This is a genomic window from Acinetobacter sp. 24-47-47 (assembly GCF_057737035.1).
The window spans coordinates 658645-683584 of record NZ_CM173216.1 but is presented as its reverse complement, the minus strand read 5'-3'; the positions used below and the strand labels follow the sequence as shown (position 1 = coordinate 683584).

General features: G+C 39.1%; 26 protein-coding genes. 8 read left to right on the top strand and 18 right to left on the bottom strand.

What is annotated here, in order from left to right; translation table 11 throughout:
• Positions 1-232 precede the first annotated feature (232 nt).
• The 4 genes from dcd to apbC form a co-directional block, all read right to left on the bottom strand.
• A complete protein-coding gene (gene dcd, locus AC1M9E_RS03180) occupies positions 233-802 on the bottom strand; it encodes a dCTP deaminase (protein ID WP_004694514.1) in 570 nt (189 codons plus the stop codon).
• Between the two features lie 114 nt (positions 803-916).
• A complete protein-coding gene (locus tag AC1M9E_RS03175) occupies positions 917-1510 on the bottom strand; it encodes a LysE family translocator (RefSeq protein ID WP_180028060.1) in 594 nt (197 codons plus the stop codon).
• Between the two features lie 271 nt (positions 1511-1781).
• The gene (locus AC1M9E_RS03170; protein ID WP_179999384.1) at positions 1782-1937 is read right to left on the bottom strand and encodes a hypothetical protein; all 156 of its coding nucleotides are present in this window, start codon (positions 1935-1937) and stop codon (positions 1782-1784) included.
• 143 nt (positions 1938-2080) lie between these two features.
• Positions 2081-3364, bottom strand: a complete 1284-nt coding sequence (gene apbC, locus AC1M9E_RS03165; protein ID WP_481587283.1) for an iron-sulfur cluster carrier protein ApbC — start codon at positions 3362-3364, stop codon at positions 2081-2083.
• A gap of 316 nt (positions 3365-3680) precedes the next feature.
• On the opposite strand from apbC, the gene AC1M9E_RS03160 reads away from it, so the two are divergent.
• The gene (locus AC1M9E_RS03160) at positions 3681-4019 is read left to right on the top strand and encodes a hypothetical protein (RefSeq protein WP_488225017.1); all 339 of its coding nucleotides are present in this window, start codon (positions 3681-3683) and stop codon (positions 4017-4019) included.
• Positions 4020-4060: 41 nt separating this feature from the next.
• Here the strand turns inward: AC1M9E_RS03160 and AC1M9E_RS03155 are convergent, their stop codons facing one another.
• Positions 4061-4411 carry a hypothetical protein gene (locus AC1M9E_RS03155; protein WP_092766966.1) on the bottom strand — a complete coding sequence of 117 codons (351 nt, stop codon included), beginning with the start codon at positions 4409-4411 and terminating at the stop codon, positions 4061-4063.
• A 148-nt stretch (positions 4412-4559) separates the two neighbouring features.
• Positions 4560-5366 carry a hypothetical protein gene (locus AC1M9E_RS03150; RefSeq protein ID WP_481953436.1) on the bottom strand — a complete coding sequence of 269 codons (807 nt, stop codon included), beginning with the start codon at positions 5364-5366 and terminating at the stop codon, positions 4560-4562.
• Between the two features lie 184 nt (positions 5367-5550).
• Between AC1M9E_RS03150 and metG the strand changes: the two genes are divergently transcribed.
• A complete protein-coding gene (gene metG, locus AC1M9E_RS03145) occupies positions 5551-7611 on the top strand; it encodes a methionine--tRNA ligase (RefSeq protein WP_488225016.1) in 2061 nt (686 codons plus the stop codon).
• A 65-nt stretch (positions 7612-7676) separates the two neighbouring features.
• On the opposite strand, the gene AC1M9E_RS03140 is transcribed toward metG, so the two are convergent.
• Positions 7677-8510 carry a restriction endonuclease gene (locus AC1M9E_RS03140; protein ID WP_488225015.1) on the bottom strand — a complete coding sequence of 278 codons (834 nt, stop codon included), beginning with the start codon at positions 8508-8510 and terminating at the stop codon, positions 7677-7679.
• Positions 8511-8890: 380 nt separating this feature from the next.
• Between AC1M9E_RS03140 and AC1M9E_RS03135 the strand changes: the two genes are divergently transcribed.
• Complete coding sequence (locus AC1M9E_RS03135) at positions 8891-9862, top strand: MBL fold metallo-hydrolase (protein WP_481587288.1); 972 nt, start codon at positions 8891-8893, stop codon at positions 9860-9862.
• A 75-nt stretch (positions 9863-9937) separates the two neighbouring features.
• On the top strand, positions 9938-10294 hold the full coding sequence (locus tag AC1M9E_RS03130; protein WP_035267298.1) for a hypothetical protein: 357 nt from the start codon (positions 9938-9940) through the stop codon (positions 10292-10294).
• Positions 10295-10355: 61 nt separating this feature from the next.
• Here the strand turns inward: AC1M9E_RS03130 and AC1M9E_RS03125 are convergent, their stop codons facing one another.
• From AC1M9E_RS03125 to AC1M9E_RS03115, 3 genes are all read right to left on the bottom strand, one after another.
• Complete coding sequence (locus AC1M9E_RS03125; RefSeq protein WP_481587289.1) at positions 10356-11474, bottom strand: DUF6670 family protein; 1119 nt, start codon at positions 11472-11474, stop codon at positions 10356-10358.
• 133 nt (positions 11475-11607) lie between these two features.
• The gene (locus AC1M9E_RS03120; protein WP_180028051.1) at positions 11608-12231 is read right to left on the bottom strand and encodes a LysE family translocator; all 624 of its coding nucleotides are present in this window, start codon (positions 12229-12231) and stop codon (positions 11608-11610) included.
• 187 nt (positions 12232-12418) lie between these two features.
• Positions 12419-12613: an NF038215 family lipoprotein gene (locus AC1M9E_RS03115; RefSeq protein WP_035267295.1), complete on the bottom strand. Its 195-nt coding sequence runs from the start codon at positions 12611-12613 to the stop codon at positions 12419-12421.
• A 143-nt stretch (positions 12614-12756) separates the two neighbouring features.
• Between AC1M9E_RS03115 and AC1M9E_RS03110 the strand changes: the two genes are divergently transcribed.
• Both AC1M9E_RS03110 and AC1M9E_RS03105 read left to right on the top strand, forming a co-directional pair.
• A complete protein-coding gene (locus AC1M9E_RS03110; protein ID WP_481952252.1) occupies positions 12757-13617 on the top strand; it encodes a 1-aminocyclopropane-1-carboxylate deaminase/D-cysteine desulfhydrase in 861 nt (286 codons plus the stop codon).
• A 102-nt stretch (positions 13618-13719) separates the two neighbouring features.
• Positions 13720-14919, top strand: a complete 1200-nt coding sequence (locus tag AC1M9E_RS03105; protein WP_488225014.1) for a BaiN/RdsA family NAD(P)/FAD-dependent oxidoreductase — start codon at positions 13720-13722, stop codon at positions 14917-14919.
• Between the two features lie 120 nt (positions 14920-15039).
• Here AC1M9E_RS03105 and AC1M9E_RS03100 read toward each other — a convergent pair whose 3' ends face one another.
• The 3 genes from AC1M9E_RS03100 to AC1M9E_RS03090 form a co-directional block, all read right to left on the bottom strand.
• Positions 15040-15249, bottom strand: coding sequence for a hypothetical protein (locus tag AC1M9E_RS03100; protein ID WP_481591599.1), 210 nt, complete (start codon positions 15247-15249; stop codon positions 15040-15042).
• Positions 15250-15315: 66 nt separating this feature from the next.
• Positions 15316-16995 (bottom strand): mechanosensitive ion channel, encoded by a 1680-nt coding sequence (locus tag AC1M9E_RS03095; RefSeq protein WP_488225013.1) that lies wholly within the window; start codon positions 16993-16995, stop codon positions 15316-15318.
• 201 nt (positions 16996-17196) lie between these two features.
• Entirely contained in the window at positions 17197-17448 is a 252-nt protein-coding gene (locus tag AC1M9E_RS03090) for a hypothetical protein (protein WP_035267289.1), read from the bottom strand.
• A 158-nt stretch (positions 17449-17606) separates the two neighbouring features.
• Between AC1M9E_RS03090 and AC1M9E_RS03085 the strand changes: the two genes are divergently transcribed.
• Positions 17607-18029 (top strand): hypothetical protein, encoded by a 423-nt coding sequence (locus AC1M9E_RS03085; protein ID WP_481591597.1) that lies wholly within the window; start codon positions 17607-17609, stop codon positions 18027-18029.
• A gap of 102 nt (positions 18030-18131) precedes the next feature.
• Here AC1M9E_RS03085 and AC1M9E_RS03080 read toward each other — a convergent pair whose 3' ends face one another.
• Positions 18132-18893, bottom strand: coding sequence for a ferredoxin--NADP reductase (locus AC1M9E_RS03080; RefSeq protein WP_035267285.1), 762 nt, complete (start codon positions 18891-18893; stop codon positions 18132-18134).
• A gap of 84 nt (positions 18894-18977) precedes the next feature.
• Between AC1M9E_RS03080 and gigC the strand changes: the two genes are divergently transcribed.
• A complete protein-coding gene (gigC, locus tag AC1M9E_RS03075; protein WP_481587293.1) occupies positions 18978-19856 on the top strand; it encodes a LysR family transcriptional regulator GigC in 879 nt (292 codons plus the stop codon).
• Between the two features lie 28 nt (positions 19857-19884).
• Here the strand turns inward: gigC and AC1M9E_RS03070 are convergent, their stop codons facing one another.
• The 4 genes from AC1M9E_RS03070 to nuoM all read right to left on the bottom strand — a co-directional run bounded on the left by AC1M9E_RS03070 (position 19885) and on the right by nuoM (position 24940).
• Positions 19885-20874 (bottom strand): hypothetical protein, encoded by a 990-nt coding sequence (locus AC1M9E_RS03070; RefSeq protein WP_488225012.1) that lies wholly within the window; start codon positions 20872-20874, stop codon positions 19885-19887.
• A 118-nt stretch (positions 20875-20992) separates the two neighbouring features.
• On the bottom strand, positions 20993-21628 hold the full coding sequence (gene upp, locus AC1M9E_RS03065) for a uracil phosphoribosyltransferase (RefSeq protein ID WP_035267277.1): 636 nt from the start codon (positions 21626-21628) through the stop codon (positions 20993-20995).
• Between the two features lie 132 nt (positions 21629-21760).
• A complete protein-coding gene (gene nuoN / locus AC1M9E_RS03060; RefSeq protein WP_481589068.1) occupies positions 21761-23317 on the bottom strand; it encodes an NADH-quinone oxidoreductase subunit NuoN in 1557 nt (518 codons plus the stop codon).
• A gap of 3 nt (positions 23318-23320) precedes the next feature.
• Positions 23321-24940 (bottom strand): NADH-quinone oxidoreductase subunit M, encoded by a 1620-nt coding sequence (gene nuoM, locus AC1M9E_RS03055; RefSeq protein WP_488225011.1) that lies wholly within the window; start codon positions 24938-24940, stop codon positions 23321-23323.

The window sequence follows — 24940 nt, the reverse complement described above, 5'->3', positions numbered from 1 at the left end:
ATGCCTTGCACCATATTTATATTTTTAATTGTTCAGAGAAGAATTCCATGCTTCTCTTTTAATATTAAGATTACATCACAATTTATAGTATATAAATGAAGTAGAATTTGCAAAAAATTGCGATTGGGTTGGCATTTTTTCCGATAAATGAATAAATTCAATTTTTCAAATACTTATAAAAAAAGCAAACTCATTGAGTTTGCTTTTTGCATGAAGTCTTACAATTCAATACTTAGGTTTTAGGTAAAGTTACACCTGTTTGACCTTGATATTTTCCACCACGATCTTTATAAGATGTTTCGCACACTTCATCAGACTCAAAGAACAACATTTGAGCAACACCTTCACCAGCATAAATACGTGCAGGTAAATTGGTTGTATTTGAAAATTCCAAGGTCACATGACCTTCCCACTCAGGCTCAAGTGGCGTCACGTTTACAATAATACCGCAACGCGCATAGGTTGATTTACCTAAACACACCGTCAAGACATTACGTGGGATACGGAAGTATTCTACTGTACGAGCAAGCGCAAATGAGTTAGGTGGAATAATACACACGTCAGCTTCGATATCGATAAAACTTTTATCATCGAAATTTTTTGGGTCAACAATAGCAGAGTGAACGTTTGTGAACACTTTGAACTCACGCGCACAACGAACATCATAACCATAGCTTGAAACGCCATATGAAATGAGTTTTTGACCATTTTCATCTAAACGAACTTGGTTTTCTGCATACGGTTCAATCATGCCGTGTTTTTCGCTCATTTCGCGAATCCAACGATCAGACTTAATAGCCATTTATTTATTCCCAGAATACATATTCAATTACTGCGCTGTACTTTAACTGAAAACCCCGTCAATGGAAATAACCCACGATTTGTATTCCTGTTCAGTCTGCTGCGGTGAATCATCTTAAAGACTTAACAATGCAGAATAACTCATTGGAATTGAGAAACTCATCAGGACTAAGGATGCTGTTTTTTGCATATTGGACTGGTTTACCCATTTAATTTTATTATTGGCTAACAGCGACCCAATGAGTGTCCAAATAAAAGCGATGGGTAGGATCAATAAAATAAACATCAACATGTGCGCAATATAATAATCTACACTCACCCAAACAATAGCAGGGAAAATAGCCGAGGCAAAAAGCAAAGCTTTAGGATTGAGTAAAGTTGCACAGAATAATTCAGAAGCTTTGATGGTGGGCTGATTCAACTGATGTTCTACGTTGGCAGTGCGCCATAATTTGATGGCCAGATAGATAATATAGAATGAACTAAATAATTTTAATATCACTGGCAAAATTGGCAAATGAGTGGTGACACGACCAATTAAAAATCCCCATGCAGTGATGGCAATAAGATAGCCTAATGCTTCCGCGGGTATTAAGCGAAATGACTTTTTAATACCTACCTGTATGCCTGAAGATGCAAGTAAAGTATTGGTTGGTCCGGGTGTGAATAAAATCGTGGTAACCAACGCAATAAAGAGCCATGAAATCATAGGATGACCTCGCTGATAATGCGCTCAGATTAATCAGGATTATTTCAATTGGCAAAATATTATTTGTGTGAAAATTTCTCAAGAATGAAACACAATTTTTTTGTAATATTTTTCATCAGGTTAGTTTGTCATTTAAATTATAACTCTGAAGTCACGCAATGTGATCGAATTTAAAAACATGATGTACTCTTGCAAAAATGCTTATAGCACGTTCTTCATCGATGAAATTCAGCATCACAGTCCATTCACGCTGTGATGCTGAGTTCAAACATTAGTTTGACTGTTGTTCAGCTTCTTGAACCTGAATATTTAAAGATTTCTTTTGGAATTCTTCAGGATAATCAACATAAGGAATAATGGCAGCAGAAGCTGTCGTTGACAGAATGAGAGAAATCATAACCATCTTCATTGCAGTGATTGAACGCATTTCTATACCCATATAACGTGAAATTTCACAAAATATTTTAGGTAGAAAAATTAGAGTAAATAATCCTAAAACGACGAACGGTCAACAAAAAAACCTGCCTAAGTCAGACTTAGACAGGTTTAACATCGAGTCTTTTCAAATACTTAGAAAATCCGACTTTGATCTCTTTCAGCTTTAGGCAATGCAGCTGCAATCTTCTGTGCAATTTCAATATAACTATCTGCTGCATCATCACCAATCAATACAGATGGTTTACCTTCATCGGCATGCTCTCGGATTTTCGCATTCAATGGTAAACGTCCAAGTAATGGAATATCGTATTGTTCCGATAACTTATCGCCACCACCAGTACCAAAGATTTGCTCTTCATGGCCACAGTTTGAACAAATATGTGTCGACATATTTTCCACCACGCCCATCACAGGAATTTGAACACGGTTAAACAATTCAATACCTTTGGTCGCATCCATCAATGCGACATTTTGTGGTGTCGTCACGATCACTGCACCGGTCACTGGAATACGTTGTGCCAGAGTTAATTGAATATCCCCTGTTCCTGGTGGCATGTCGATCATTAATACATCAAGATCAGGCCAAAGGGTTTGGTTGAACAGTTGCATCAATGCGCCTGTTGCTTTTGGACCACGCCAAGCCACAGGAGTATTGTGATCTCCTGTCAGATGACCAATTGACAACACCGCCATACCAAAAGCATCCAACGGTACAAAATGTTCTGCCTCGATCATTGGGGTTTTACCGGCATTGCCAAGCATCGTTGGGATACTTGGACCATAGATATCTGCATCCAACACACCTACTTTCAGCCCGAGCTTTTGTAATGCCAGAGCTAAATTTACCGTAGTGGTTGATTTCCCTACACCACCCTTACCTGACGAAACTAAAATCACGTTCTGGATACGTGGATGCTTAGGTACATCACGTTGCTGTGGTGCAGCTTTTTGAATCGGTGCTTCTTCTTGTTGAGGTTGGTAATTCGCATTCGCTTGTTTTACCGCATCTTGGCTTGCAGATGCATCTACAACAGGAGGCAGATTAGATTTTGGGGCCTCAGCTTTTTTACTTGAACAGCTTTCACCTGCTGCATGGTTGTGCCCACAGCCACCTTGTTGTTGAGCATGACTTCCTGTTTTCTGCTGAATGACATGCATATTCAGCTCTTTAATCCCACACTTTTCCAAAGCATCAGCAAGTTCATCGTGAATTTGCTGTAACTGATCTTTTTCACTTGGCACGGTATTAATGGTAATTTGCAGTACATCACCTTCAACATTGACCTGTGTGATTCGATCTTTCAAAAAATTGTCAGAATTCGGCAAAACGTAGTGTTGTAATACGTGTTGTACAGCCTCTTCATTCACCTCCTTTGAGGGTGAAAAAACAGATTTGAGTGAAGAAAGCCACGACATACCGTACTCCAAGTCTGGACAGAAACTGATAAAGGAATAGTTTAACGAGAAATATCAACAAGGTTAAGCAACAATATATTGACCCCCGTTTGATTAGAAATATGTTAGTCGAATTCCAACTAAATTCGTCAGCTTTTTTATTTTTTTTATTGGCGTATTGCGAATGCTGTCATTGATACAGGCTATAAACTTGATTTCACTGTTAAACGCCTTGATTCATGTTGCAAGTGATTCATGCTTTCAACAAATAGCAACACAATAGCGAATTTTTCAAATTAAAATTGAAAAGAATATAAAACCAAGATAACACTTCGATATGTCTTTAAAACAAAGAAATCTGAAACTTAAATTAAATACACGCTCAATAACTGCCTTAATGAGCACAATGCTGCTTCTACCAATTTTAAGCTATGCCGCCAATGAATCCCGAAGTTTTCGTACTCCTTCTGGACAAATCATCAGCTTAGGTGACTCTTATGCAAAATTAAGCTCACACATGAAGCAGACGCCGACTTCAACACAAAATTATGAATGGAAAGAAGGAAAAAATCGTTTTATGGCGTATAGCTATACCTACGAATTTCATGATCTGATTTACACCTTTACTGTGGTGAATAATGAAATTAGAAAAATCGAATGGATTAGAAAAAATTAAAAAATAAAGCTCATCTGATGATGAGCTTTTTTGTGATCAATTTACTTTTTCAGTTGATCAATTTTCTCTGATGCTTTTGCTTTAAGATCCGCAAATTTTTCACTCGCTTGATCTTTCAGGTCATGCAATTTATCTGCTGCTTGCTCTTTTAAATCTACAGCTTTATGTTTTAAATCATCTAAAGTTGAATGCGCTTCAGAAGAATTTTGCTGCGTATCATGTTTAAGATCATTCAGTTTTTTTTCACCTTCAAGCTTGGCTTCTGCTGCACCATGCTTCACTTGATCCAATGCTTTCTCGCCTTTCAGCTCAGCTTCTTTCGCCTTCAATTTCAGATCATCGCCGAGTTCTGAAGCTTTGTTTTTTAAGTCATCAATTTTATTATTCGACATCTTCAATCCTCTTTATCGCTTTGATAGTGAATCTTAGTTATATCGAAGATTTGCAGTGCTCATCGTAAATGTTTCGAATCACTACAATTTCTCACATGATGATGTAGAACAACACTACGCTGTAACTTTTGATTTGAAAATGATGAATTTAGGAGCGAATACTCGACATAAAGTTCAATGCAGAAAACAACCAAATAAATAAAATAAAGCTTCGTGCTTGTGTGAAATGCTCGACATCCGTGCCATGCAAAATATTATGACGTGTCGCAGTCACATTCGAGCTTGAATCCATTTTATAAGCCGCGAGTTCTGCAAAGTACGGATTAAGCTCAATGGCAATCTTAGATTTATGCCAAAGGCTCTTAATTTCATTGCCTTTCAAACCCGGTACAATTTTATAAACATCGACTAACTTCGTGCCATTTTGCTTTAAGAAACCTTGTTGAATCAGCACATCTGTCAGTAAACCTTCAAGTTGGGCATAAAGTAATGGTACACAACCTGCATAACAGCCGAGTTTATACATTTTAAAAGCTTCTATAATCACAGGACGACGCAAGGCTTTATTCTGCTCATCGATCTGCATAGCATCGAAAGCGGTCAACACATCTTTTTGAAAAGCTTCAGTGTTAATAACATCAAGTAAGTTAAAACTTTGCACATCTTCATAAGCATGAATTTGTTGCCAAAAGCGCATCAGATTTAACGCATCATTGGCAACTTTCGAACCGACAGGTTGATCCAACTGATCGGCAAGCACATTAAAATATTCATCTTGCTGGGCAAGTTCACGTAAATGATTGACTAAAAGTGTATGTTCGCCTTGTGAGATTTGATCAAGATAATCCTGTGCCTGATTAAGAATTTGCTTACCCAGAGTTGGTAAGCCCTGCACATTCAATTTGATGCGTTTTACAGGTTGCTCATCTTCATAATCATCAAAATCGTCATACATCGTCAAACACTCAGGTGAATAGCAGGATATCTATTATCCCTGATAAGTATGTAACAAAGTAGCCTTTCCACGTGCTCTAACTTTGTTAATAAATAAGAATTCATCAAAAGGCTTATGCAAGTCTCGCCTATCTCATGTAAAATTATCGCCCATTGCATAAAATACGAATGAGAGAGTCAGATCCGTGCGTAATATCTTAGTCACTAACGCCCTTCCATACGCCAATGGCCCGATCCATATGGGTCACTTACTCGGTTATATCCAAGCAGATATTTGGGTACGTGCGATGCGTGCAATGGGTCATAACGTGACTTATGTCTGCGCGGACGATGCTCACGGCACAGCAATTATGCTACGTGCCGAAGCCAACGGCATTACTCCAGAACAGCAAATTGCCAATGTGCAAAAAGAACATGAGCGTGACTTTGCCGGCTTCAAGGTTGATTTCGATCACTACGACTCAACCAACAGCGCTGAAAACCAAGCACGTGCTTCTGAGATTTATATTAAGAACCGTGAAGCAGGAAATATTGCAGTTCGTCCTGTAACCCAGTTATTCGACCCTGAAAAAGGCATGTTCTTGTCTGACCGTTTTATTAAAGGCACCTGCCCGAAATGTAAAGCGGAAGATCAATACGGCGACTCATGTGAAGTATGTGGTACAACCTACAACGCAACTGAATTACTCAATCCAAAATCAACTTTGAGCGGTGCGACACCTGTCGAGAAATCTTCAGATCACTACTTCTTTAAACTGCCTAACTTTGGTGAATACCTACAAAAATGGACACGTGACGAAGGTCGTTTACCTGTATCGATTGCCAACAAACTTGATGAATGGTTTGAAGCAGGTTTGTCAGATTGGGATATCTCGCGTGATGCGCCTTACTTTGGTTTTGAAATCCCTGATGCACCGAACAAATATTTCTACGTTTGGGTGGATGCGCCAATCGGCTATATGTCGAGCTTTGAAAATTACATCAAAACTAAACGTCCTGACTTAAGCTTTGATGACTATTGGAAAAAAGATTCTAAAAATGAGGTGTATCACTTCATTGGTAAAGACATCGTGTATTTCCACGCATTGTTCTGGCCTGCAATGCTTGAAGGTGCCAACTACCGTACACCGACAAGCCTATTCGTAAACGGTTTCTTGACTGTAAACGGTCAGAAGATGTCAAAATCTCGTGGTACGTTCATTAAAGCGGAAACGTATTTAGAGCATTTAAACCCTGAATATTTACGTTACTACTTTGCGTCTAAACTTTCTGACAAAGTTGAAGATTCTGACTTGAACCTTGATGATTTCGTTCAAAAAGTGAATTCTGACCTTGTTGGTAAAGTGGTGAACATCGCAAGTCGTTGTGCGAAATTCATTAACACGAAATTTGACAATAAATTGTCTGCGACTTGTGCAGAGCCTGAGTTGGTTCAAAGCTTTATTGATGCTGGTGATTCAATTGCTCAGGCTTATGAAGCTCGTGAGTTCTCAACTGCGATTCGTGAAATCATGGCGCTTGCGGACAAAGCTAACCAATATATTGATGAGAAAAAGCCTTGGGCTTTAGCAAAAATTGAAGGTGAAGAACAACAAGTTCATGATGTGTGTTCAGTGGGTATTAACCTATTCCGTCAATTGGCGGTGTACCTTGCGCCTGTATTGCCAACATTGGCAGAACAAGTTCAAGCGTTCTTACAGCTTGACAGCTTCAATTTTGAATCTCGTAAGCAAGTATTGGTTGCACACGAAATTGCATTGTTCCAACCATTGATGCAACGTGTTGATCCGAAAGCTGTGGCTGCTATGGTCGATGCATCTAAAGATTCTTTAGCTGCGCCTGCTGAAGCACCAAAAGCTGAGAAGAAAAAAGAGAAGAAAGTAGCTGAAAAGAAACCTGAACCTAAAGTTGGCGAAGCTGAAATTATCGGTATCGAAGACTTTATGAAAGTTGACCTACGTGTGGCTGAAGTTTTAGAAGCGGCTCACGTTGAAGGTTCGGATAAACTTCTTCAATTGACTTTAAATGTTGGTGAAGCTGAGCCACGTAACGTGTTTAGCGGTATCCGTGAGTTCTATCAACCTGAAGACTTAAAAGGCAAATTGGTAGTAATGGTGGCGAACCTTGCTCCACGTAAGATGCGTTTCGGTATTTCTAACGGTATGGTGCTCGCTGCGGGTAATGGCGACGGTGTTTGGGTGATTTCACCTGAATCTGGTGCTAAACCGGGTGATAAAGTGTCTTAATTATTAGATTAAGATGAAAAAAGCCTCTACTGATGTAGGGGCTTTTTTTATTTTAAATAGATAGTTTATTTTGAACGTAATTTTAGAAAATCTTGAATGGCTTGTTGAACAGTCTCATCTTCTAGACCTTTCATCGATTGAGCTATTTCATACCACGTTTTTTGATTGAGATCAGGATCAATTAAATCAGGCTCAAACACACCATCTTGCATCATTTTATATTCTGCCTTTAAAAGTCTTTCATCTAGCCAATTAAGATTTAGATTTAACCATTGAATTAGTTCAAAAAAATCTTCAGCTGCATCATTTCCAACTTTTTCTACCATATGAGTTTGTAAATCAATTGGATACTTATTTATTTTTGCTTTTTCTAAAATATCAAATACGATCATTAAAAGTTGAGCACCTGAAAAACATCCCAATTCATAGATTTCACCTCTCAAACCATAATCTTTTCGGATTCTTTTTGCATGTGAAAAATACCTAGTATGGAGCAATCTTGCTCTACGAACATAAGTATCAAGAATTTCGTTCTGAATATAACTCTTACTAAGACTAACGAATTGCTCAAATGTATATAGTTGAATATTTGTATTTTGACATGCCTCAATTGCTCCTGACTGAAATCCAACTTGTGAGATAATAAATCCTTTATCTGCCCCAATATCATCGACAATAGTGCGTAGAGCTAGCACTTTTTCCTTCGGTACTTTTGTCTGCCAATATTTAGCTTCTATCACCCACTTGATATTAGTTCCCAAGTATTTTGAAGTTACATAGACATCTAAATCATGCTCTGTCCTTACGCCTTTGATTGTTTTATTTGTTTCAGCTTGGACACCTAAGATTCTAAAGTGCTGTGCAATTTTTTCCTGAAAATTAAACCATTCTTTTTTCATTTTTTTCAATTTGTTAAGTACATCCTGCCATAAATTACATTTTTTAATCTAATTCGCATACTAATTAAACCTTAAAAATAATAAACCTCAATGTAGGCCTCGCCTATAAAAAGAAAATTCTTTTTAAACTCCAAAACAATATTCGATCAGATAATTTGCGACATGGATGTCGCCCGTTCGTTAGGGGCACACGGACGTGCCCTCTAACGAACAAAGGGGTTTTGTTACTTTTGCCCCGACAAAAGTAAGGCAAACATTTTAATTATTAGAATTCCCTCATCCCAACCTTCTCCCAAAGGGAGAAGGAGCATTCCACTAGTTTTAATTTTTCGCGATAAATATGATAAAAAGAAGCAATCCCTTAAAACCGAAAAGAACATATGAAAACTTTAAAACCCTTATTCTTTATATTTGCTCTAAGCACCACAGCCCTCACCACCCAAGCAGTTGAACCCACTACCATCCCAGCGCAAAAACAAGTCGCTGGCTACTACCATCACCAAATCGGTAATACCCAAATCACCGCCCTACTCGATGGTACAAACTACCTCAATCCATCTATGTTTAAAGGCTTAAGCGACAGTGAAAAAACCGAGATTCTTAAAAAATACGCTGCGGTGAATGACAAAGGCATCCAAACCTCAGTCAATGCCTTTCTCATTAATACAGGCAATCAACTTTTAATGGTCGACAGCGGTGCGGCTAGCTGCTTTGGCACTCATTTAGGTTCAATCTATAACAACCTTAAAGCATCGGGCTATGAGCCTACGCAAGTGAATGGCATCTTCCTCACTCACTTACACCCTGACCATGTTTGCGGTATTTCAAACAATGGCGTAGCGAATTATCCAAACGCCACCCTGCATATTTCAAAAACGGAATATGACTATTGGATGAGTCCAAATACGGTTAAAAAACTACCAAAAGACAAACAAGCAGGTTTTTTAGGAACAGTAGAAAAAATCAAAGCAGCGCTTGCACCATATGAAAAAGCCAAACAGATTAAAGTCTTCTCAGACAAATCTTTACGCTTCGGCGATGTCGAATTTAAACCATCCTTTGGTCATACACCAGGACATTACAGCTTTAAATTGAAAGCTGATGGACAAGAAGTGGTGTTTATTGGTGACATCGTACATTCACATACCTTGCAGTTCGACAAACCTGAAACCGCGATTGAGTTTGATATCGATCCACAAACGGCAATCCAAACTCGCTTAAAGTACTTTGCTGAATATGCCAAAGATGGACAGTTGATTGCAGCACCGCATTTACCATTCCCGGGGCTTGGGCACATTTATTCCAAAGATGGACAAAGCTATCAGTGGGTGCCAGTTCACTTTAAAGATTAAACTAAAGTCACGCAATGGTTGAAATTTCAAGTATTTTTATTTAAAGTTCCCTCGCTTAAAAACGGGGGTAAACTAATGAAAAAATTATTAATTTCAATTATCGCAGCAACTTCAGTATTGGCGACAGGCTGTTCAGTTCGTATGGCGGATATGACAGTTGCTTCAACTAAAAACTACAATCTTAACTCTAATCAGTTCGTGAAAGGTGAACGTGTAACAGGTGAAGATAAGGTCCCAGTTGTCTTGTTCCCTTTAGGGGTTCCAAACTTTAAAACTGCTGTAGATCGTGCTATTGAAAAAAATCGTTGCGCTGTGGCTCTTTCTGATGTGGTGATCACTCAATTGAATCAAGCATTCATTGTTGGTCAAATTGGTTATCGTGTAGAAGGTACACAAGTAATTGACCGTTCACAGCCTGAATGTAAGAAATAAGATTTTAAAAAAGCCTCTAATACGTTTAGAGGCTTTTTTATGGGCATATTTAAATCAAAAATTAGGTGTCTAAATTTACGTTCTGTCTTCGGTCGATATATTCAACATAACCTCGCCCCTTACGTTCAGTTCCATTCAGCAAACCACTCCACTGATAAGAACTCACATAACCTGCAGCTAAACCATAACAATATTCCGTATCTGCCACCGCAAGAATATCTAACACTTTCTCACCTTGATGATGTGCAATCCATCTGAAAGACTGAGGCACCTCCATTTCAAAACCGTCAGGTGTTATTTTCGGATCAGGCTTTAATGCGATCACTTGAAAAGCAACCTCACCATCATATTGAATAGAAGTACCATCAATATGGCGATAAGACACGGCGGTATAAGTAGGTTCACCTGCAAAACCGATATAGGCCAAGACCAATTGTGACTCATCATCTATGTTGATGACTTGATAACTAAAACTGTCTAAAGGCACCAATCCTGTGGTCGGTTTAATGGGAGTCGGCAACATTGAGCTTGAGACTGCTTTCCAATGTTCCAGTGTACATAACCCTTTAACTTCAACACGTTTTCCATGTTGGGTCAAATGACCGTCATATTGCATCAATACACTAAAGTGCTGATATAACATGCTATGTGCAAACCACGTAATGGCAGGCGTTGGGGTTAACCAAAGATCAACTTGCAGATCATCACGTTCAGATACTAGATGATAACTCCCTTCTATTTCAGCAAGGAAAGATTCTCGACCAAACTCAACCTTAAATGGCTTTTGATGGAATACAATTTCGTCTTGAATGTTATAAATGCGAAAGGCTTCTTCATCTGTCGATAAGGCTGTTCCATGGACCAAAGTAGCGGTATTTTCAGGACTAAGACCCGAAATCGACTTGGGTAAATGCGTTATCTTCGCACCGACATCACCAATGACAGAAGCATAGGACAGATATCGAAAAGGCTCAGGCAAATCTGGAATCATGATTCCATAATGCGTACTCGCGAATTGACGATGAAAAACATGCGCGTCTAAATTATATTCGCGCGGTAAAAGTGCTTGTTCTTCTGGCTCTACTGCACCCAAAAGGTTTTTGGCCATTTGACCCAATTGATAGTAGAACTTTTGTTGTAGACTTTTATTTTTTGAATGACTACTGAGGAGAGAATACATAACAAACTCACAAACAATGAGAGATGTTTACACCCTAAACAACCTCTCCTCAGTTCTTTATAGCTGATCAGGACTGGCAAATGTGAATTCAGGTCAGATCATAAAAATTGTTAGACAAGATTAAAAATGTGATCTACTTCACACCAAAAATCAATTTCAATCCGAGCACAGACATCACAATGCCCGCACCACGATCAAATACTTTCTTAAATTTTAAATACACCGCACGTGGCTTTTCTGCTGATAAAGCAACCGCCACCAACGAGCACCAACCAGCATCGATAAAAAAGCACAGCATTGGTAACACAAAGTAAAAATACAACGGAATCTCTTTGGGTAATAAAGCTGTGAAAATACTGGCAAGTACAATGGCAATTTTAGGATTCGACAATTGAGTAATTAAGCCTGTGGTAAATGCACGTCGTAAACTCATCGGATGCGATGCAGAATGATCAGCTTCGATTGGATCTTTGGCATGTTTAATAATTTTATATGCCAAAAACAATAAATATAATCCACCGCAGATTTTCAAAGCCAAATATGCTGAAGGCACTGCAAGTAAGAATGCCTGTAAGCCTAATACTGCCAATAAACCAAAAATCGCAGCACCGAGACCAGTTCCCAGTGCAGTAAATAAACCATGTTTACGCGAAATAGCGATTGAATTTTTAGCGACATAGATTGAAGTCGGCCCCGGACTCATTGCGCCCAGTAAAAGTGCTGCTGCAATCGAACCTAAAATCCAAATTGATTCCACATTAATTCCATAGTAGATGATTGATTTATCGCGTTATTCTACTTGGAAGCCTTATGAATATTTCCCTAATTATTTGAGTGATTTTTTTAAATATTAAAATTATTCACTATTTATTTTATTATTTTTAGCGAATTAGTTTACTGTATAAATTAAATACAATTGATTTTATAAAAATAGCCAAGTCATGCTAATCATCATCTGACAGTGCTTCATTATATGCAGTTTCGTGCGGAGACAAACGATAGTCCCTTTCCTGTACAGGTACGCCAGCAATAATCATACTTCGTGCTTCAGTTTTCGGTTTGTTTAGAAAGTCCTGCTCACAGCCTAAGGCCGTTAAAACAAACAAACCCAATAATAAAATGGATAGAGATTGCTTCATCCCACCCTCCCAAAATTCCGTTTTCTTTCAGATTAGCACTTTTGATTATTTTTTAAACATATTTTTCACTGTTTTTCAATTTCTCCAAGTAAGAGCTAAGATTCGAAATCCGATATACTCTTAAAAAACCAAATACTCGCACTATGTTTGATACGATTGCCCAACAGGTTCAAGATCAGGAAATTTCTTTAAATGGTTTAAACATCACCGTACGCCGTTTAGACCAAATTCATCCACATATCTCTGGAAATAAGTTTTATAAACTGAAATACAATTTTATTGAGGCAAAACGTCAAGGCTTTCAAAAAGTAATGACCTTTGGTGGGGCTTATTCAAATCATATTGCCGCCACAGCGTTTGCTGCGCATCAATTTGGCTTTCAGTCTATTGGGATCATTCGTGGTGAAGAGCTCAAAAACTCAGCCCGCAATCACACCCTCGCCACCGCAGAACGTTTTGGTATGGCGCTGCATTTTATCTCACGAGAAGCATATCGACACAAAAATGATCCTGAGTTTTTAGCTCACTTAGCGCAACGCTTTCCTGAAAGTTATTTAATTCCAGAAGGTGGCACCAACTCGCTTGCCATTCAGGGCACTCAAGAAATTTTAAAAGATGCTGATCAGACCTTTGACTTCATTTGTTGTGCTGTCGGAACAGGCGGTACGATTTCAGGATTGATTGAGCGCAGTTTAAACCGTCAAAGAATTATTGGATTTTCTGCATTAAAAGGCAATTTTCTGAATGATGAAGTAAAACTACTGACGGGTAAAAACAACTGGCATATCACTGATGATTATTGCTTCGGAGGCTATGCCAAAACCCGACCTGAACTGATTCAATTTATTGAAAAGTTTGAATATGAATACCGTATTCCACTTGAACAAGTCTATACCGGAAAAATGATGTTTGGCATTCATGATCTTATACAACAAAACTATTTCCCCAAAAACGCTAAAGTTTTAGTCATTCATTCGGGCGGGCTTCAAGGTCGAACGATTTAGTTGATCTTGCTTCTGCTTCTGTTCGCTTGAATTAATCCGATAATGCTCAGTTCATCTTAATTTACCGTTATAATTGCGCTGTTTCGTTTTTTGATTATTTTCATGTCTTCCAAGCAATACGATGTTTTAGTAATAGGTGCGGGTGCATCTGGTTTAATGACCGCATATATGGCTGCTCAACGTGGGCGTCGTGTCGTGGTGGTTGAAAAATCCAATAAAGTGGGGAAAAAAATTCTCATGTCAGGTGGCGGTAAATGTAACTTTACCAATCTGTATGTTGAGCCTGATAACTATATTTCACATAACCCACATTTTGTTATCTCAGCACTCACTCGTTATACCAATTGGGATTTCATTGGCTTGGTCTGCGAATATGGCATTGAATACGAAGAACGTAAACACGGTCAGCTCTTTACCCTCAACGGCGCGAAAGAAATCTTAGCCATGTTACTGGCTGAATGTGACAAAACTGGTCTAGTCGACATCAAAACCAGTTGCGAGGTGAAAGCCGTCAACGCTTTTGAGGAGCACGGTTTTCAAGTAGCAACCAATTTAGGTTATTTTGAAGTTGAATCTGTCGTGGTCGCATCTGGTGGTCTCTCAATTCCGACGCTTGGAGGCTCAGGCATTGGCTATGAGATTGCTAAGCAATTTGGACACTATGTTTATCCGACTCGTGCAGGTCTAGTCCCCTTTACTTTTTCTGATGGTTTCAAAGAAGTGACGACACGACTCAGTGGCAATGCTGTTGAAGCGACATTAAGCAATCATCTCAATAGCTTTACTGAAGCACTCTTGTTTACGCACCGTGGTTTAAGTGGTCCAAGTTCTTTACAGCTCTCAAACTATTGGGATGTGGGTCAAAGTTTTAAAGTCGACTTTTTACCGAGTCTTGATCTCTTGGATTTTTTTAAAACTAGAAAACAAAATCAACCTAAAGTGTTACTCCGCACCTTACTCGCTGAACACTTACCCAAGAGTGTCGTAGTTGAATTGCAACAGTTGATTTGGATGGATCAAGCTGAAATATCAATCGGTAATATCAGTGATGAGAAGTTAGAGGCGATTGCCCAGCGCCTTCATGCATTTGAAGTTAAACCTTCTGGGACTGAAGGATACCGTACGGCTGAGGTGACTTTAGGTGGAGTTGATACCACTGAAGTTTCCTCAAAAACAATGGAAAGTAAAAAGCAAAAAGGACTTTTCTTCGTCGGTGAAATACTCGATGTAACTGGCCATTTAGGTGGATTTAACTTTCAATGGGCTTGGTCATCTGCACATGCCGCATCTGAGTATGTCTAATTAACAACGAGTATTGTTCATTTTTTCATTAAAGGGGGCATCCTTTGCCCTCTTTGAATATCGTCCCTATTGATCAATCGAATGCTTCATTATTGATTTATCTTTTCTAAAGGAAGTAATTTATGAGGGTCTTTGGGCGTTGGTATCAGTTGAATCAATCATTTGTGTGGTTGGATCTGTTACTACATCATCAATAGATGGTGTATTGAGTCTGTTGTTTTCAGTAGCTTTTGAATTTGCAAAAACAAAGCGGTAAGCGCTTGCTAAAAAACCCACGGTGATACCCGCAATCACTATTGGGGCGAATAATTTATTAAATTTCTTACTCATAATTTTTACTCTTTTTCATGAGGATCAGCCAAACCATGCTGACTGATCCTGACACAAATTTACATGTTATTTAGGGTCATTTTTTGATGGTGTATTTTGATCCGACTCTCCTGTAGATCCATAAGGATTATTCAATGGTTGAGTTGGTGCCTCTACATCAATTTGCGTGGGTGGAATGTCTTCGTCTTGATATTCTTCCGCAACAGTTGAAGCATCCATTTGCTCAGTAAGTGGTGGAGTGACTTGTTCAGGCTGATTTGGTCTTGGCTTATTCGCGTCAGATTTCGCTTTATCGATTAAGTCAGTCAACAATCGCTCTGCAGGTTGGCGACCACCTAGACCAAAAGCAAGCGCAAAAGCGACAGCAACCGCTCCAAGTGTTAATCCAAAGGCTAAGTTTACGATTGAGTCAGCGATTCCCATTGCACGCAAGCCCATTGCCACGACTAAACCAATGATCAGTACTCGGACAAGATTCGCTAACCAATGTGCGCTATTGGTCTCACCACGCTTCACCACATTGGCAACAAGATTTGCTAACCAGAAACCAATGACGAGGATAACTGCACCTAAAAGTACATTCGCTCCGAAATAAATGAACATCGCAATCAAATCACTAATTTGATCGAAGCCCAAACGATTCGCAGCTTCAGACACCGCAAAGAGCATGGTGAAGAATACAATCAAATGACCGACAACTTTTGATATTTTGGTTTGACCCAAAAAGCGTTGCATATCGAGCTTTTGAGGAATGTTATCAATACCTGTCCCAGCGATTACTTCAACCACAAGATTAGATACGAAACGTGAGACCACATAAGCAATGATCAGGATTAAACCTGCTGCGATGATATGCGGAATTGCATTCATAATTTCATACAACATTGCTGTTGCTGGTTGTGAAATCGCGTCTACACCCAAAGCCTCAAACGCAATAATCATTGAAGTAATGATGACTAAGGCAAATACAAATGATCCTAATAGCTTAGGCAGATTGGAATTTTTAAAAATTCCGATTTTTTCAGCTTGCTGTTGAACATTCAAACTTGAAAGTAGTCCTTCGACAATACCGCGTACAATTTTTGCCAAAATGTAACCAACAAATAAAATCACACCTGCCATAAAGATATTTGGCAAGTATGCAACGGCTTCAGTCACCATATTCTGAACTGGATATAACAAACCATTTAAGCCCAAAATAGACAGCACGATCGGTAAGAACAGCAATAAAATGAGCCAGTAAACAATTTCACTGATATTTTGGCTAAATGAGCTCACACCAACGTCTTGACTGAGCTTTTCATCCAATTGTGTACGACTGAGTAGTCGAGTTAATCCAACTTTGACTAAATTTGCTACGATCCATCCAATAAAACCAACTGCTACCGCAGCCAATAATTGTGGGATAAATAGTAAGAATTGTTGAACCATATTACTAAACGGACCACTCACACTGGTCAGGTTTAAAACGTTGAGTGAACCGATAACAGCAATAATGAGGATCAGCCAGAAAACGACTCTGGAGATGATATTTTCTATATTTGAGCGATGTCCTGTCGCGCTACTCAATTTTTGATTGGTATTTAATTTTGCAAGTACCTTCTTAACCCCTGCGGCAACGATTAAAGCGATGATCCATCCTATGAGTAAAATGGCCACTGCAGCAATAATTGGTTGGAATTGCTCCCAATAATACATTGCATCAAAGCCCCCATTTCGAGTGAAGCCGTTATATTCATCATTCATTGGTTACGCCTCTTCTTATGTTAAGTGTTCTGAATTACGATTGATTTAATTCCTTTCCCTAGATCATTTTTCGATCGCGTCATCACACCATAAATTTCGAATATTTTTTAATCAACTCAAAGCATCATAAATACAACACATTGTTGCAAATCAAGAAAAAACCCAGCCTAAGCTGGGTTTAAACATGAAAAGTGTAGTGGTTTATTGATCGTTTGCGACCGCAGTAACGGTATTATCCACTGCTGAATCTGTTGCCGTTGCTGTATCTGCATTATCTTGAGTTGCAGGAATAGTCGTATCAGCAGGAATTTGACCTGGTGTTGGTTCACGATCAGCGAGCATATAGAAAATGAAGGCTGCTAAAAAAATACCAACGATAATCAGAATATACACTGGGATCTTACTTTTCTTCTTTTGATCATTATGGGTCGGATGATTGGATTGATCTACCATGATGCCCCTCTTATGTATTTTGATGATTTTTTATACTAGCAATCTATCATGTTGTTTTGTGTGAAAAAACATTATCAATTCGTACCGATCAAAGCACATGAGCTGTGATGCAAAATAGAGTATAATATGCACCCTCCTCATTTTTATTGTCGATCTGTATGACCTATCGCCGACAAAGTGTCTCTTTAGATTTAGACACAGATGTCACTCATGCCTGTTCTTTGCATCATACCCGTGATGGGCATTTGATTGGAATTATTGAGTTTACGAAACCAAGCTATGTGCTGAAGTGGGGTGACTTAGAGTATTTCCGCCGTCGCACTGAAGAATTTTCAGTGATGCCCTTTCCTGAATGTGTCAACGGCATGATCATCGACATTCGTAACATCGCTTGCTTCTTAGATAATGAAGTGCCCATTATTCCTTGGCGTTTACTCGAGGAAGAATGCCCAATTCGTTTAGTGGTTCCACACGATCGTTTGGAACATTATGCAGGTTTATTTGAACCGACTTGGCTCACGAGTGATGTCGATACTGCGATTCAAGAGATTCGTGAATTTATGGATATGTTTGTCCATTAAGTATGTCGCATAGTATTCCTATGTAATTAGAAAAAAACCTCCGAGATGGAGGTTTTTTTTGTGCCGTAATTCACTCTCCCAAAGGGAGAGGGTGATTAGGACTTACCAATAGTTCTCTACTGCAATATTTCCTTCACCACGGCGATTCATGGTTAGACCACGGGCTTTCAGTGCCTCTTTTGTATCTTCAACCATTTGGGGATTCCCACACAGCATGATATGTGACGTTTGCGGATTAAAATCGACACCTACGGTTTTCTCTAACGCTCTATTTTCGATCAATACTGGCAATCGATCATGCAATGGTGCATTTGGATCACGTGTAATAATTGGCACAAATTTAAATCCTGTATGACCTTCACCAAAGGTATCCGCGACTTCCTGAATTCGGTCTACGTAAGCCAATTCACTTGCTGTTCTCACACTGTAAACCAAATGAATATTTTTATATTTTTGCCATACTTCAAAGTCTTGCAACATAGAAATAAATGGTGCGAGCCCCGTGCCTGTCGCCAATAACCACAGGTCATTTGGCATAGGTAACTGGTAACGTGCTAACGTCAAAAATCCATAAGGAATCTTTTCCAAATAAAGTTCATCACCAACTTTGAGATGTTGTAAATTTGATGTAAAAGCACCATCTGGTACAACAATTGAAAAGAATTCTAAGGTTTCATCAAAAGGCGATGAAACGACAGAATACGCACGTACCACTAAATCATCGCCAACTTTCAAACCAATACGCGCGAACTGCCCTGCGGTAAATTTAAAATGTGCGGGACGCGTCATGGTAAAGCTAAATAAAGTGTTGGTCCAACGATGTACAGAAAGGACTTTTTCTACGCTAAATTTTTCAATTGACATAATTTCTACGTGGCATGACAGACTGCGCTCATGGTAGCATGACAATATAATTTATTAATATTTTTTCACATTAAGGCTTCATTCATGCGCATGACATTACGCCAACTGGCTGTTTTCGTAGCTGTCGCTCAAGAGGGTACAGTAACTAAAGCAAGTGATGCTGTACGACTCACACAAAGTGCTGCAAGTATGGCGTTAGCAGATCTTGAAGATGGTCTCGGTGCACCATTATTTGATCGCTTAGGAAAACGACTTCAACTGAATGACTTGGGTCGTTTTTTACTCCCACAGGCGCTTGAAATTTTAGGTCGATGTGAATCATTTGAACAAGCGGCAAAAGGCGAGCTTCAAAGTATTGATCTCCGTATTGGGGCGACTTTGACCATTAGTGATTATTTGATGCCTGATTTAATGGCTGATTTTCTTCAATTACAACCACAAGCACATTTGCAACTTCAAGTGGGCAATACGCGTCAAATGATTGAAGCTGTTAATCAATTCCAACTTGATTTAGCCCTTATTGAAGGTTCATGTCACTTACCTCAATTACAATCGATCCACTGGCGTGATGATGAGCTTGCTGTGTGTTGCTCACCAGATCATCCCCTAGCGAAATTAGACCGCCCTCTGACCATTGAAGACTTTAAACAGGCTGAATGGATTTTACGTGAAGAAGGTTCAGGGACTCGTGAAGTCTTTGACAACGCAATCCTGCAAGACTTACCGAATGCCAATATTCGTTTAACTTTGGGTCATAATGAAGCTATTTTGAAAATTGTTGCTGGTGGTTTAGGCATGTCATGTATTTCAAAATTAGCCATTGAACCATTAAGAGAGAAACAGCAACTGGTGATTTTAGAAACGCCGTTCTGGCAACTCACACGCCCTTTATTTATGTTAGTACACCGTCAAAAATATCAGGGACCTGGTTTAAAAGCCTTTATGAAATTCTGTGATGCTTAATAAAAAAAGCTCCTCATTGGAGCTTTTTTTATTTCTCAGCTTCTTTCTTTTGTTCTTTGATAATGTGTTCTTGTTCTACCGCATAAATTTTTGCTTTTGCGTCTTGCTCTTCTCTGTATTGCTCATATTTTTGAAATCCCCAAACACCCAGATTAATGAACACTAAAATAGGGACAATACTTGCAAATATCCATGGATTAAATTGCTTGTTTGGATCTTTTATCTTCTTGGCTTTTTTCTTTGATTTTTTATCAGCTCCGAATTCATCAACACGCGAACTCGTAATGAATTTTTGCGCATTAAATTTTAATTGAAAATGCGTTTTAACATCAGGGAGTTCTTTACGTACAACTTTTGGTGGGCGCCCTTTTGCATGGGTTGGCTCGGGTAGATGATCATCTACGTTCTCTTCAGGCGTACTCTCATTCAATGGTTGAACTTTCGTAAGTGGTACGACAGCTGACTCATCTAAGACTGGCACACGGCGACTTGGCTTTGATTCGAGCATTTCTTTAATTTGCTCTTCCTCAACAGGTTCACCTAAGGAAATTTTAGATACTGGATCTGAAACTTGATCTGCATGATGTTCAGCACCAGAACCATCCAACACGATTGATTCTTTACTCAGTGTATTAAAATTTAGTTCAAAATCTTGGATTTGTGTTTGTGAGTCAAGCGTACTTTCCTGATCTGCAAGACGCTTTTCGATCAGCTCATCTAGCTCTTGTTCAAACTTCTTAGACTCACCTTCTAAATCTTCGTGCGCACGATAAAAAAGTTGATTCAAGGGTTGTTCGACGCGTGCATGTTTATTGTCCAACCGCACGATAAATTTTGCATGACGTTGGTCGTCTTTATCGACCACGATACATTTCACACGCTCACCAATTTGAGGCGCGATACTGGAATTTGCCATGTCATTCAATACGAAATGTACATCAAAATCATGATCATTGATTTTGATAATTCCTGCTTTCAATGCAGGGTCGTACGAATGTAAAACACCCCTGTAAAACATGTTATTTCCCCAGCATAAAAAAGATTGATTCTTAGTAATTAGTTTTTTTAAATTTATCGTTGAATCAAAATCTTAATAAAAAAGGAGGCCTTAGCCTCCTCTATAATTTAATCAAATTTTAATCTTTTTGTACAGAACCAAAAATTTTATCGCCAGCATCCCCAAGACCCGGAACGATATAACCATTCTCGTTTAAACCGTTGTCTACAGCTGCGGTAAAAATGACAACATCAGGATGTGCTTCTTCCACACGTTTAATGCCTTCTGGTGCTGCAACCAAAACCATCACTCGGATATCTTTACAACCACTCGCTTTAAGGACATCAATAGCAGCAACCAATGATGATCCAGTCGCAAGCATTGGATCAATAATCATCGCTATACGGTTTTGTACATCAGGTACCAATTTCTTATAGTATGTACGTGCTTCTAATGTTTCCTCATCACGCTCTAAACCAAGAACAGAAACTTTTGCACTTGGAATAAGATTTAAGAAACCATCAAGCATACCAATGCCAGCACGTAAAATTGGTACAACAGTAATTTTTTTACCTGCAATACGCTGGGTTGTCACCGGGCCATTCCAGCCATTAATTTCGTGATCTACAACAGGTAAATCTTTGGTTGCTTCATAAGTCAGTAACATTGTGACTTCTTGCGCTAACTCACGGAAGTTCTTCGTGCTGATATCTGCACGGCGTAATAAACCTAATTTATGACGAATGAGCGGATGACGAATTTCTTGGATTGGCACGGGAGAACACCTGAAGCATAAATGTAAATTCTGTCTATTATAAATGTTTTTAATATAAGAAATAAGAAAAGCCCTCAATGAATGAGGGCTTTTTTTGTTAACAACAATAGTTTTTTTAGATTAATCGATCAACTATTGAAGAACGATATGTAATGGCGCGATCAATTGTGCTTGATTTGCCATCGCAATGACTGGATCTGGATATACACCGATTACAAGCACTGCAAGCGCAGCAAGCAATACCATAATACCACCCACTTTTTGACCCCAATGTTTATCAGCATCAATACGTGGAGTGTCTGGTGGCGTCATATACATGACGATCATGACACGTAGGTAATAGTATAGACCAATACCAGAACCCACAATGATCATCGCAGCGAAGAACCAATGTGCTTCAGACACAACTGTCATGATCAGCATGAATTTACCAATGAAGCCTGCAGTTAACGGAATACCTGCAAGAGATAGCATCATCACAGTCAGTGTTGCCGTCAATACTGGACGACGCCAGAATAGACCACGGTAGTCTGCAAGTGATTCTGCTTCGTCATTGTTGTTGTATGGGCTAGACATCAACGCTACAGCACCAAACGCACCAATCGTCGTTAATACATACGTTAATACATATAAACTTACTGAAGTTAAGCTTAAGAAAGATGTCGTAACAACAGCAAGGAATAAGTAACCAAAATGCGCAATTGACGAGTATGCCAAAATACGTTTTAAGTTCACTTGTTTCACTGCAAGCATGTTACCAATCAAGATTGATAACACTGCAATGACGATCAAAATCGTTTTGATCGATTCGATACCAATTACACCTGAAGACAGTAAGTAACGTACGAATAAACCAATCATTGCAACTTTAGCTACAGTAGCAAGGAATGTTGCAATTGGTGCTGGAGCACCTGCATACACATCTGGCGTCCATTTATGGAATGGCGCTAAAGACAATTTAAATGCAACAGCTGCGATGATTAAACCAAGACCTAAGATTCCAAATACAGTGGTAAGTTTCTCACCAAATTGAGGAATATAAGATTGCAGCGCCATCATCAATTGAGGATCTTGAGACTTAGTTAACGCCCAGAACATATCATCCACTTGACCCGCAAATGATAATGAACCTAGAACTGAGTAAACATAAGCCATACCCATCAACAACATTGCAGAAGCAGTTGCTGAAAGTACAAGATATTTAATACCCGCTTCGAGTGACTTACCGCGTTGGTAGGTATAAGCAATCAGACCGTACACTGGAATCGACATTAACTCTAAGCTAATGAAGAATGATGCAAAGTGTGAACTTGTTACCATTAACATTGCCCCTGAAACAGAGATCAACATTAATAGATAAAGTTCTTCACGATTATCTTTATAGGTTTCGATATATGCATGTGACAGTGTGCAACAAGCCAATGCAGCAATCAAAATAATCACTTGATAGAACAGACCAAAAGCATCAACCATAAATAGGTTCATGACATTTGGTGAGATCTGAGAACCTGTAAACAACGTGAATAGAATATTCAACAATGCAAGGTTAAGACCGATAACAGATACTGTCGCAATCAAATTATGATTACGTTTGATTGCAGTCAAAATCATTACGATGATTGCTGTTAAAGCTACAATCATCACAGGAGCTAATGGCATTAGCTCAGAAAATGATAGTGTGAAGTTCATGACTTATTGCATCTCCACATTTTCGAGTTGAGTTGTGGCTTGTTCAACCACTTCAACTACTTCTTGTACTGGAATGTAGCTATTCGCAATCCAAGCCAAACTTGATTCTGAAATATCAAGAAAGCTTTGTGGATACAAACCAAGCCATAACAGACCGAACGCACAAATTAACAAAATACCAAGCTCACGCACATTAAGATCTTTTAATGGGTTCGCATAGTGTTGTTTTTGCTCTTCGTTTGGCACACCAAATAACGCTTTATGAATCAGGATTAAACCATATAGACCCGCAAATACTAAGCTGATCGCAGCAATAATCGTGAATGTAGGGAATTGAGCAAATGCACCCATCAAGATGAGGAACTCACCAATGAAGTTACCTAAGCCAGGGATACCTACAAGCGCAGCAATAAAGAACATCAAGAAGAATGGTAAATACTGGAATTGACCACGAATACCACCCATCAAGCGTAAATCACGTGTGTGAAGACGCTCATACACTTGACCACACATAATGAATAATGCTGCTGACGATAAACCGTGAGCCAACATCATGATCATCAGACCTTGGAAAGTCAGGATGTTACCTGCGTAGATTGCAAGTAAAACAAAGCCCATGTGTGAAATCGACGTATACGCCAATAAACGTTTCATATCGGTTTGCTGGAAAGCACACCAAGCACCGTAGAAGATACCGATTAAACCGAAAATGATTGCTACATCAGCAAACTGCGCTGAAGCAACTGGGAAGAATGGAATGACGAAACGAAGTAAACCGTAAGCCGCTGTCTTAATTAAGATACCCGCAAGGTCTACAGAACCTGCTGTAGGTGCTTGTGCGTGCGCGTCTGGTAACCAACCATGCAATGGGAAAACAGGAAGTTTGACTGCAAAACCAATAAACAAACAAATCATAAATGCAAAGGCAATTGATGACGTTTGTGGGTTAGCATCCAATGTATTCGCAACAGCGAGTAAATGGTTATAACTGAAGCTGATTGTATCTGTCATCATAAAACCGTAGATCACAAGACCTAAGATACCAATCAACATGATCAGACCAGCCACCTGCGTGTAAATAAAGAATTTAGTCGCAGCGTAAACACGAGATTTACCAGAAGCACCTTTGTGGCCCCAGAGTGCAATCAAGAAGTAGATTGGAACGAGCATCATCTCCCAGAAGAAGAAGAACAAGAACAAATCAACAGCCAAGAATACACCGATCACGCCACCTAAAGACCATAAAAGGTTTAAGTGGAAGAAACCAACGTTCTTCTGAATTTCACCCCAAGAACAGCCAACCGCCAATACACCTAGTAAAGCAGTTAAACCGACCATGAGAAGTGAAAGACCATCCACCGCTAAGTGGATGTTAATGCCAAGGGTTTGAATCCAAGGTACATAGAACTCTGCAGACCAAGTCGGTATAGTTTCACCAATTTGGTAGCTGTAGGTACCTGATTGCCATAAAGCAACGGTCATGCCCAAAGTAATGAGCATACCCACAAGTGCGATATAACGTGGTAGGTGTTGATCTAATTTATCAACGACCCAACAAATAAAACCAGCAATGAACGGAATGAGGATCAGCGCGGGTAAATACCAGTTATTGATGTTTTCCAT

Coding starts and splice junctions, on each gene's coding strand:
- AC1M9E_RS03105 (WP_488225014.1), top strand. CDS start 13,720: ATGTCTTCCAAGCAATACGATGTTTTAGTAATAGGTGCGGGTGCATCT.
- AC1M9E_RS03100 (WP_481591599.1), bottom strand. CDS start 15,249: ATGAGTAAGAAATTTAATAAATTATTCGCCCCAATAGTGATTGCGGGT.
- AC1M9E_RS03090 (WP_035267289.1), bottom strand. CDS start 17,448: ATGGTAGATCAATCCAATCATCCGACCCATAATGATCAAAAGAAGAAA.
- AC1M9E_RS03070 (WP_488225012.1), bottom strand. CDS start 20,874: ATGTTTTACAGGGGTGTTTTACATTCGTACGACCCTGCATTGAAAGCA.
- nuoM (WP_488225011.1), bottom strand. CDS start 24,940: ATGGAAAACATCAATAACTGGTATTTACCCGCGCTGATCCTCATTCCG.
- AC1M9E_RS03085 (WP_481591597.1), top strand. CDS start 17,607: ATGACCTATCGCCGACAAAGTGTCTCTTTAGATTTAGACACAGATGTC.
- AC1M9E_RS03130 (WP_035267298.1), top strand. CDS start 9,938: ATGAAAAAATTATTAATTTCAATTATCGCAGCAACTTCAGTATTGGCG.
- AC1M9E_RS03115 (WP_035267295.1), bottom strand. CDS start 12,613: ATGAAGCAATCTCTATCCATTTTATTATTGGGTTTGTTTGTTTTAACG.
- nuoN (WP_481589068.1), bottom strand. CDS start 23,317: ATGAACTTCACACTATCATTTTCTGAGCTAATGCCATTAGCTCCTGTG.
- dcd (WP_004694514.1), bottom strand. CDS start 802: ATGGCTATTAAGTCTGATCGTTGGATTCGCGAAATGAGCGAAAAACAC.
- AC1M9E_RS03155 (WP_092766966.1), bottom strand. CDS start 4,411: ATGTCGAATAATAAAATTGATGACTTAAAAAACAAAGCTTCAGAACTC.
- AC1M9E_RS03095 (WP_488225013.1), bottom strand. CDS start 16,995: ATGAATGATGAATATAACGGCTTCACTCGAAATGGGGGCTTTGATGCA.
- AC1M9E_RS03160 (WP_488225017.1), top strand. CDS start 3,681: ATGTCTTTAAAACAAAGAAATCTGAAACTTAAATTAAATACACGCTCA.
- AC1M9E_RS03175 (WP_180028060.1), bottom strand. CDS start 1,510: ATGATTTCATGGCTCTTTATTGCGTTGGTTACCACGATTTTATTCACA.
- AC1M9E_RS03140 (WP_488225015.1), bottom strand. CDS start 8,510: ATGAAAAAAGAATGGTTTAATTTTCAGGAAAAAATTGCACAGCACTTT.
- AC1M9E_RS03150 (WP_481953436.1), bottom strand. CDS start 5,366: ATGTATGACGATTTTGATGATTATGAAGATGAGCAACCTGTAAAACGC.
- AC1M9E_RS03080 (WP_035267285.1), bottom strand. CDS start 18,893: ATGTCAATTGAAAAATTTAGCGTAGAAAAAGTCCTTTCTGTACATCGT.
- AC1M9E_RS03125 (WP_481587289.1), bottom strand. CDS start 11,474: ATGTATTCTCTCCTCAGTAGTCATTCAAAAAATAAAAGTCTACAACAA.
- AC1M9E_RS03170 (WP_179999384.1), bottom strand. CDS start 1,937: ATGCGTTCAATCACTGCAATGAAGATGGTTATGATTTCTCTCATTCTG.
- gigC (WP_481587293.1), top strand. CDS start 18,978: ATGCGCATGACATTACGCCAACTGGCTGTTTTCGTAGCTGTCGCTCAA.
- apbC (WP_481587283.1), bottom strand. CDS start 3,364: ATGTCGTGGCTTTCTTCACTCAAATCTGTTTTTTCACCCTCAAAGGAG.
- AC1M9E_RS03135 (WP_481587288.1), top strand. CDS start 8,891: ATGAAAACTTTAAAACCCTTATTCTTTATATTTGCTCTAAGCACCACA.
- AC1M9E_RS03110 (WP_481952252.1), top strand. CDS start 12,757: ATGTTTGATACGATTGCCCAACAGGTTCAAGATCAGGAAATTTCTTTA.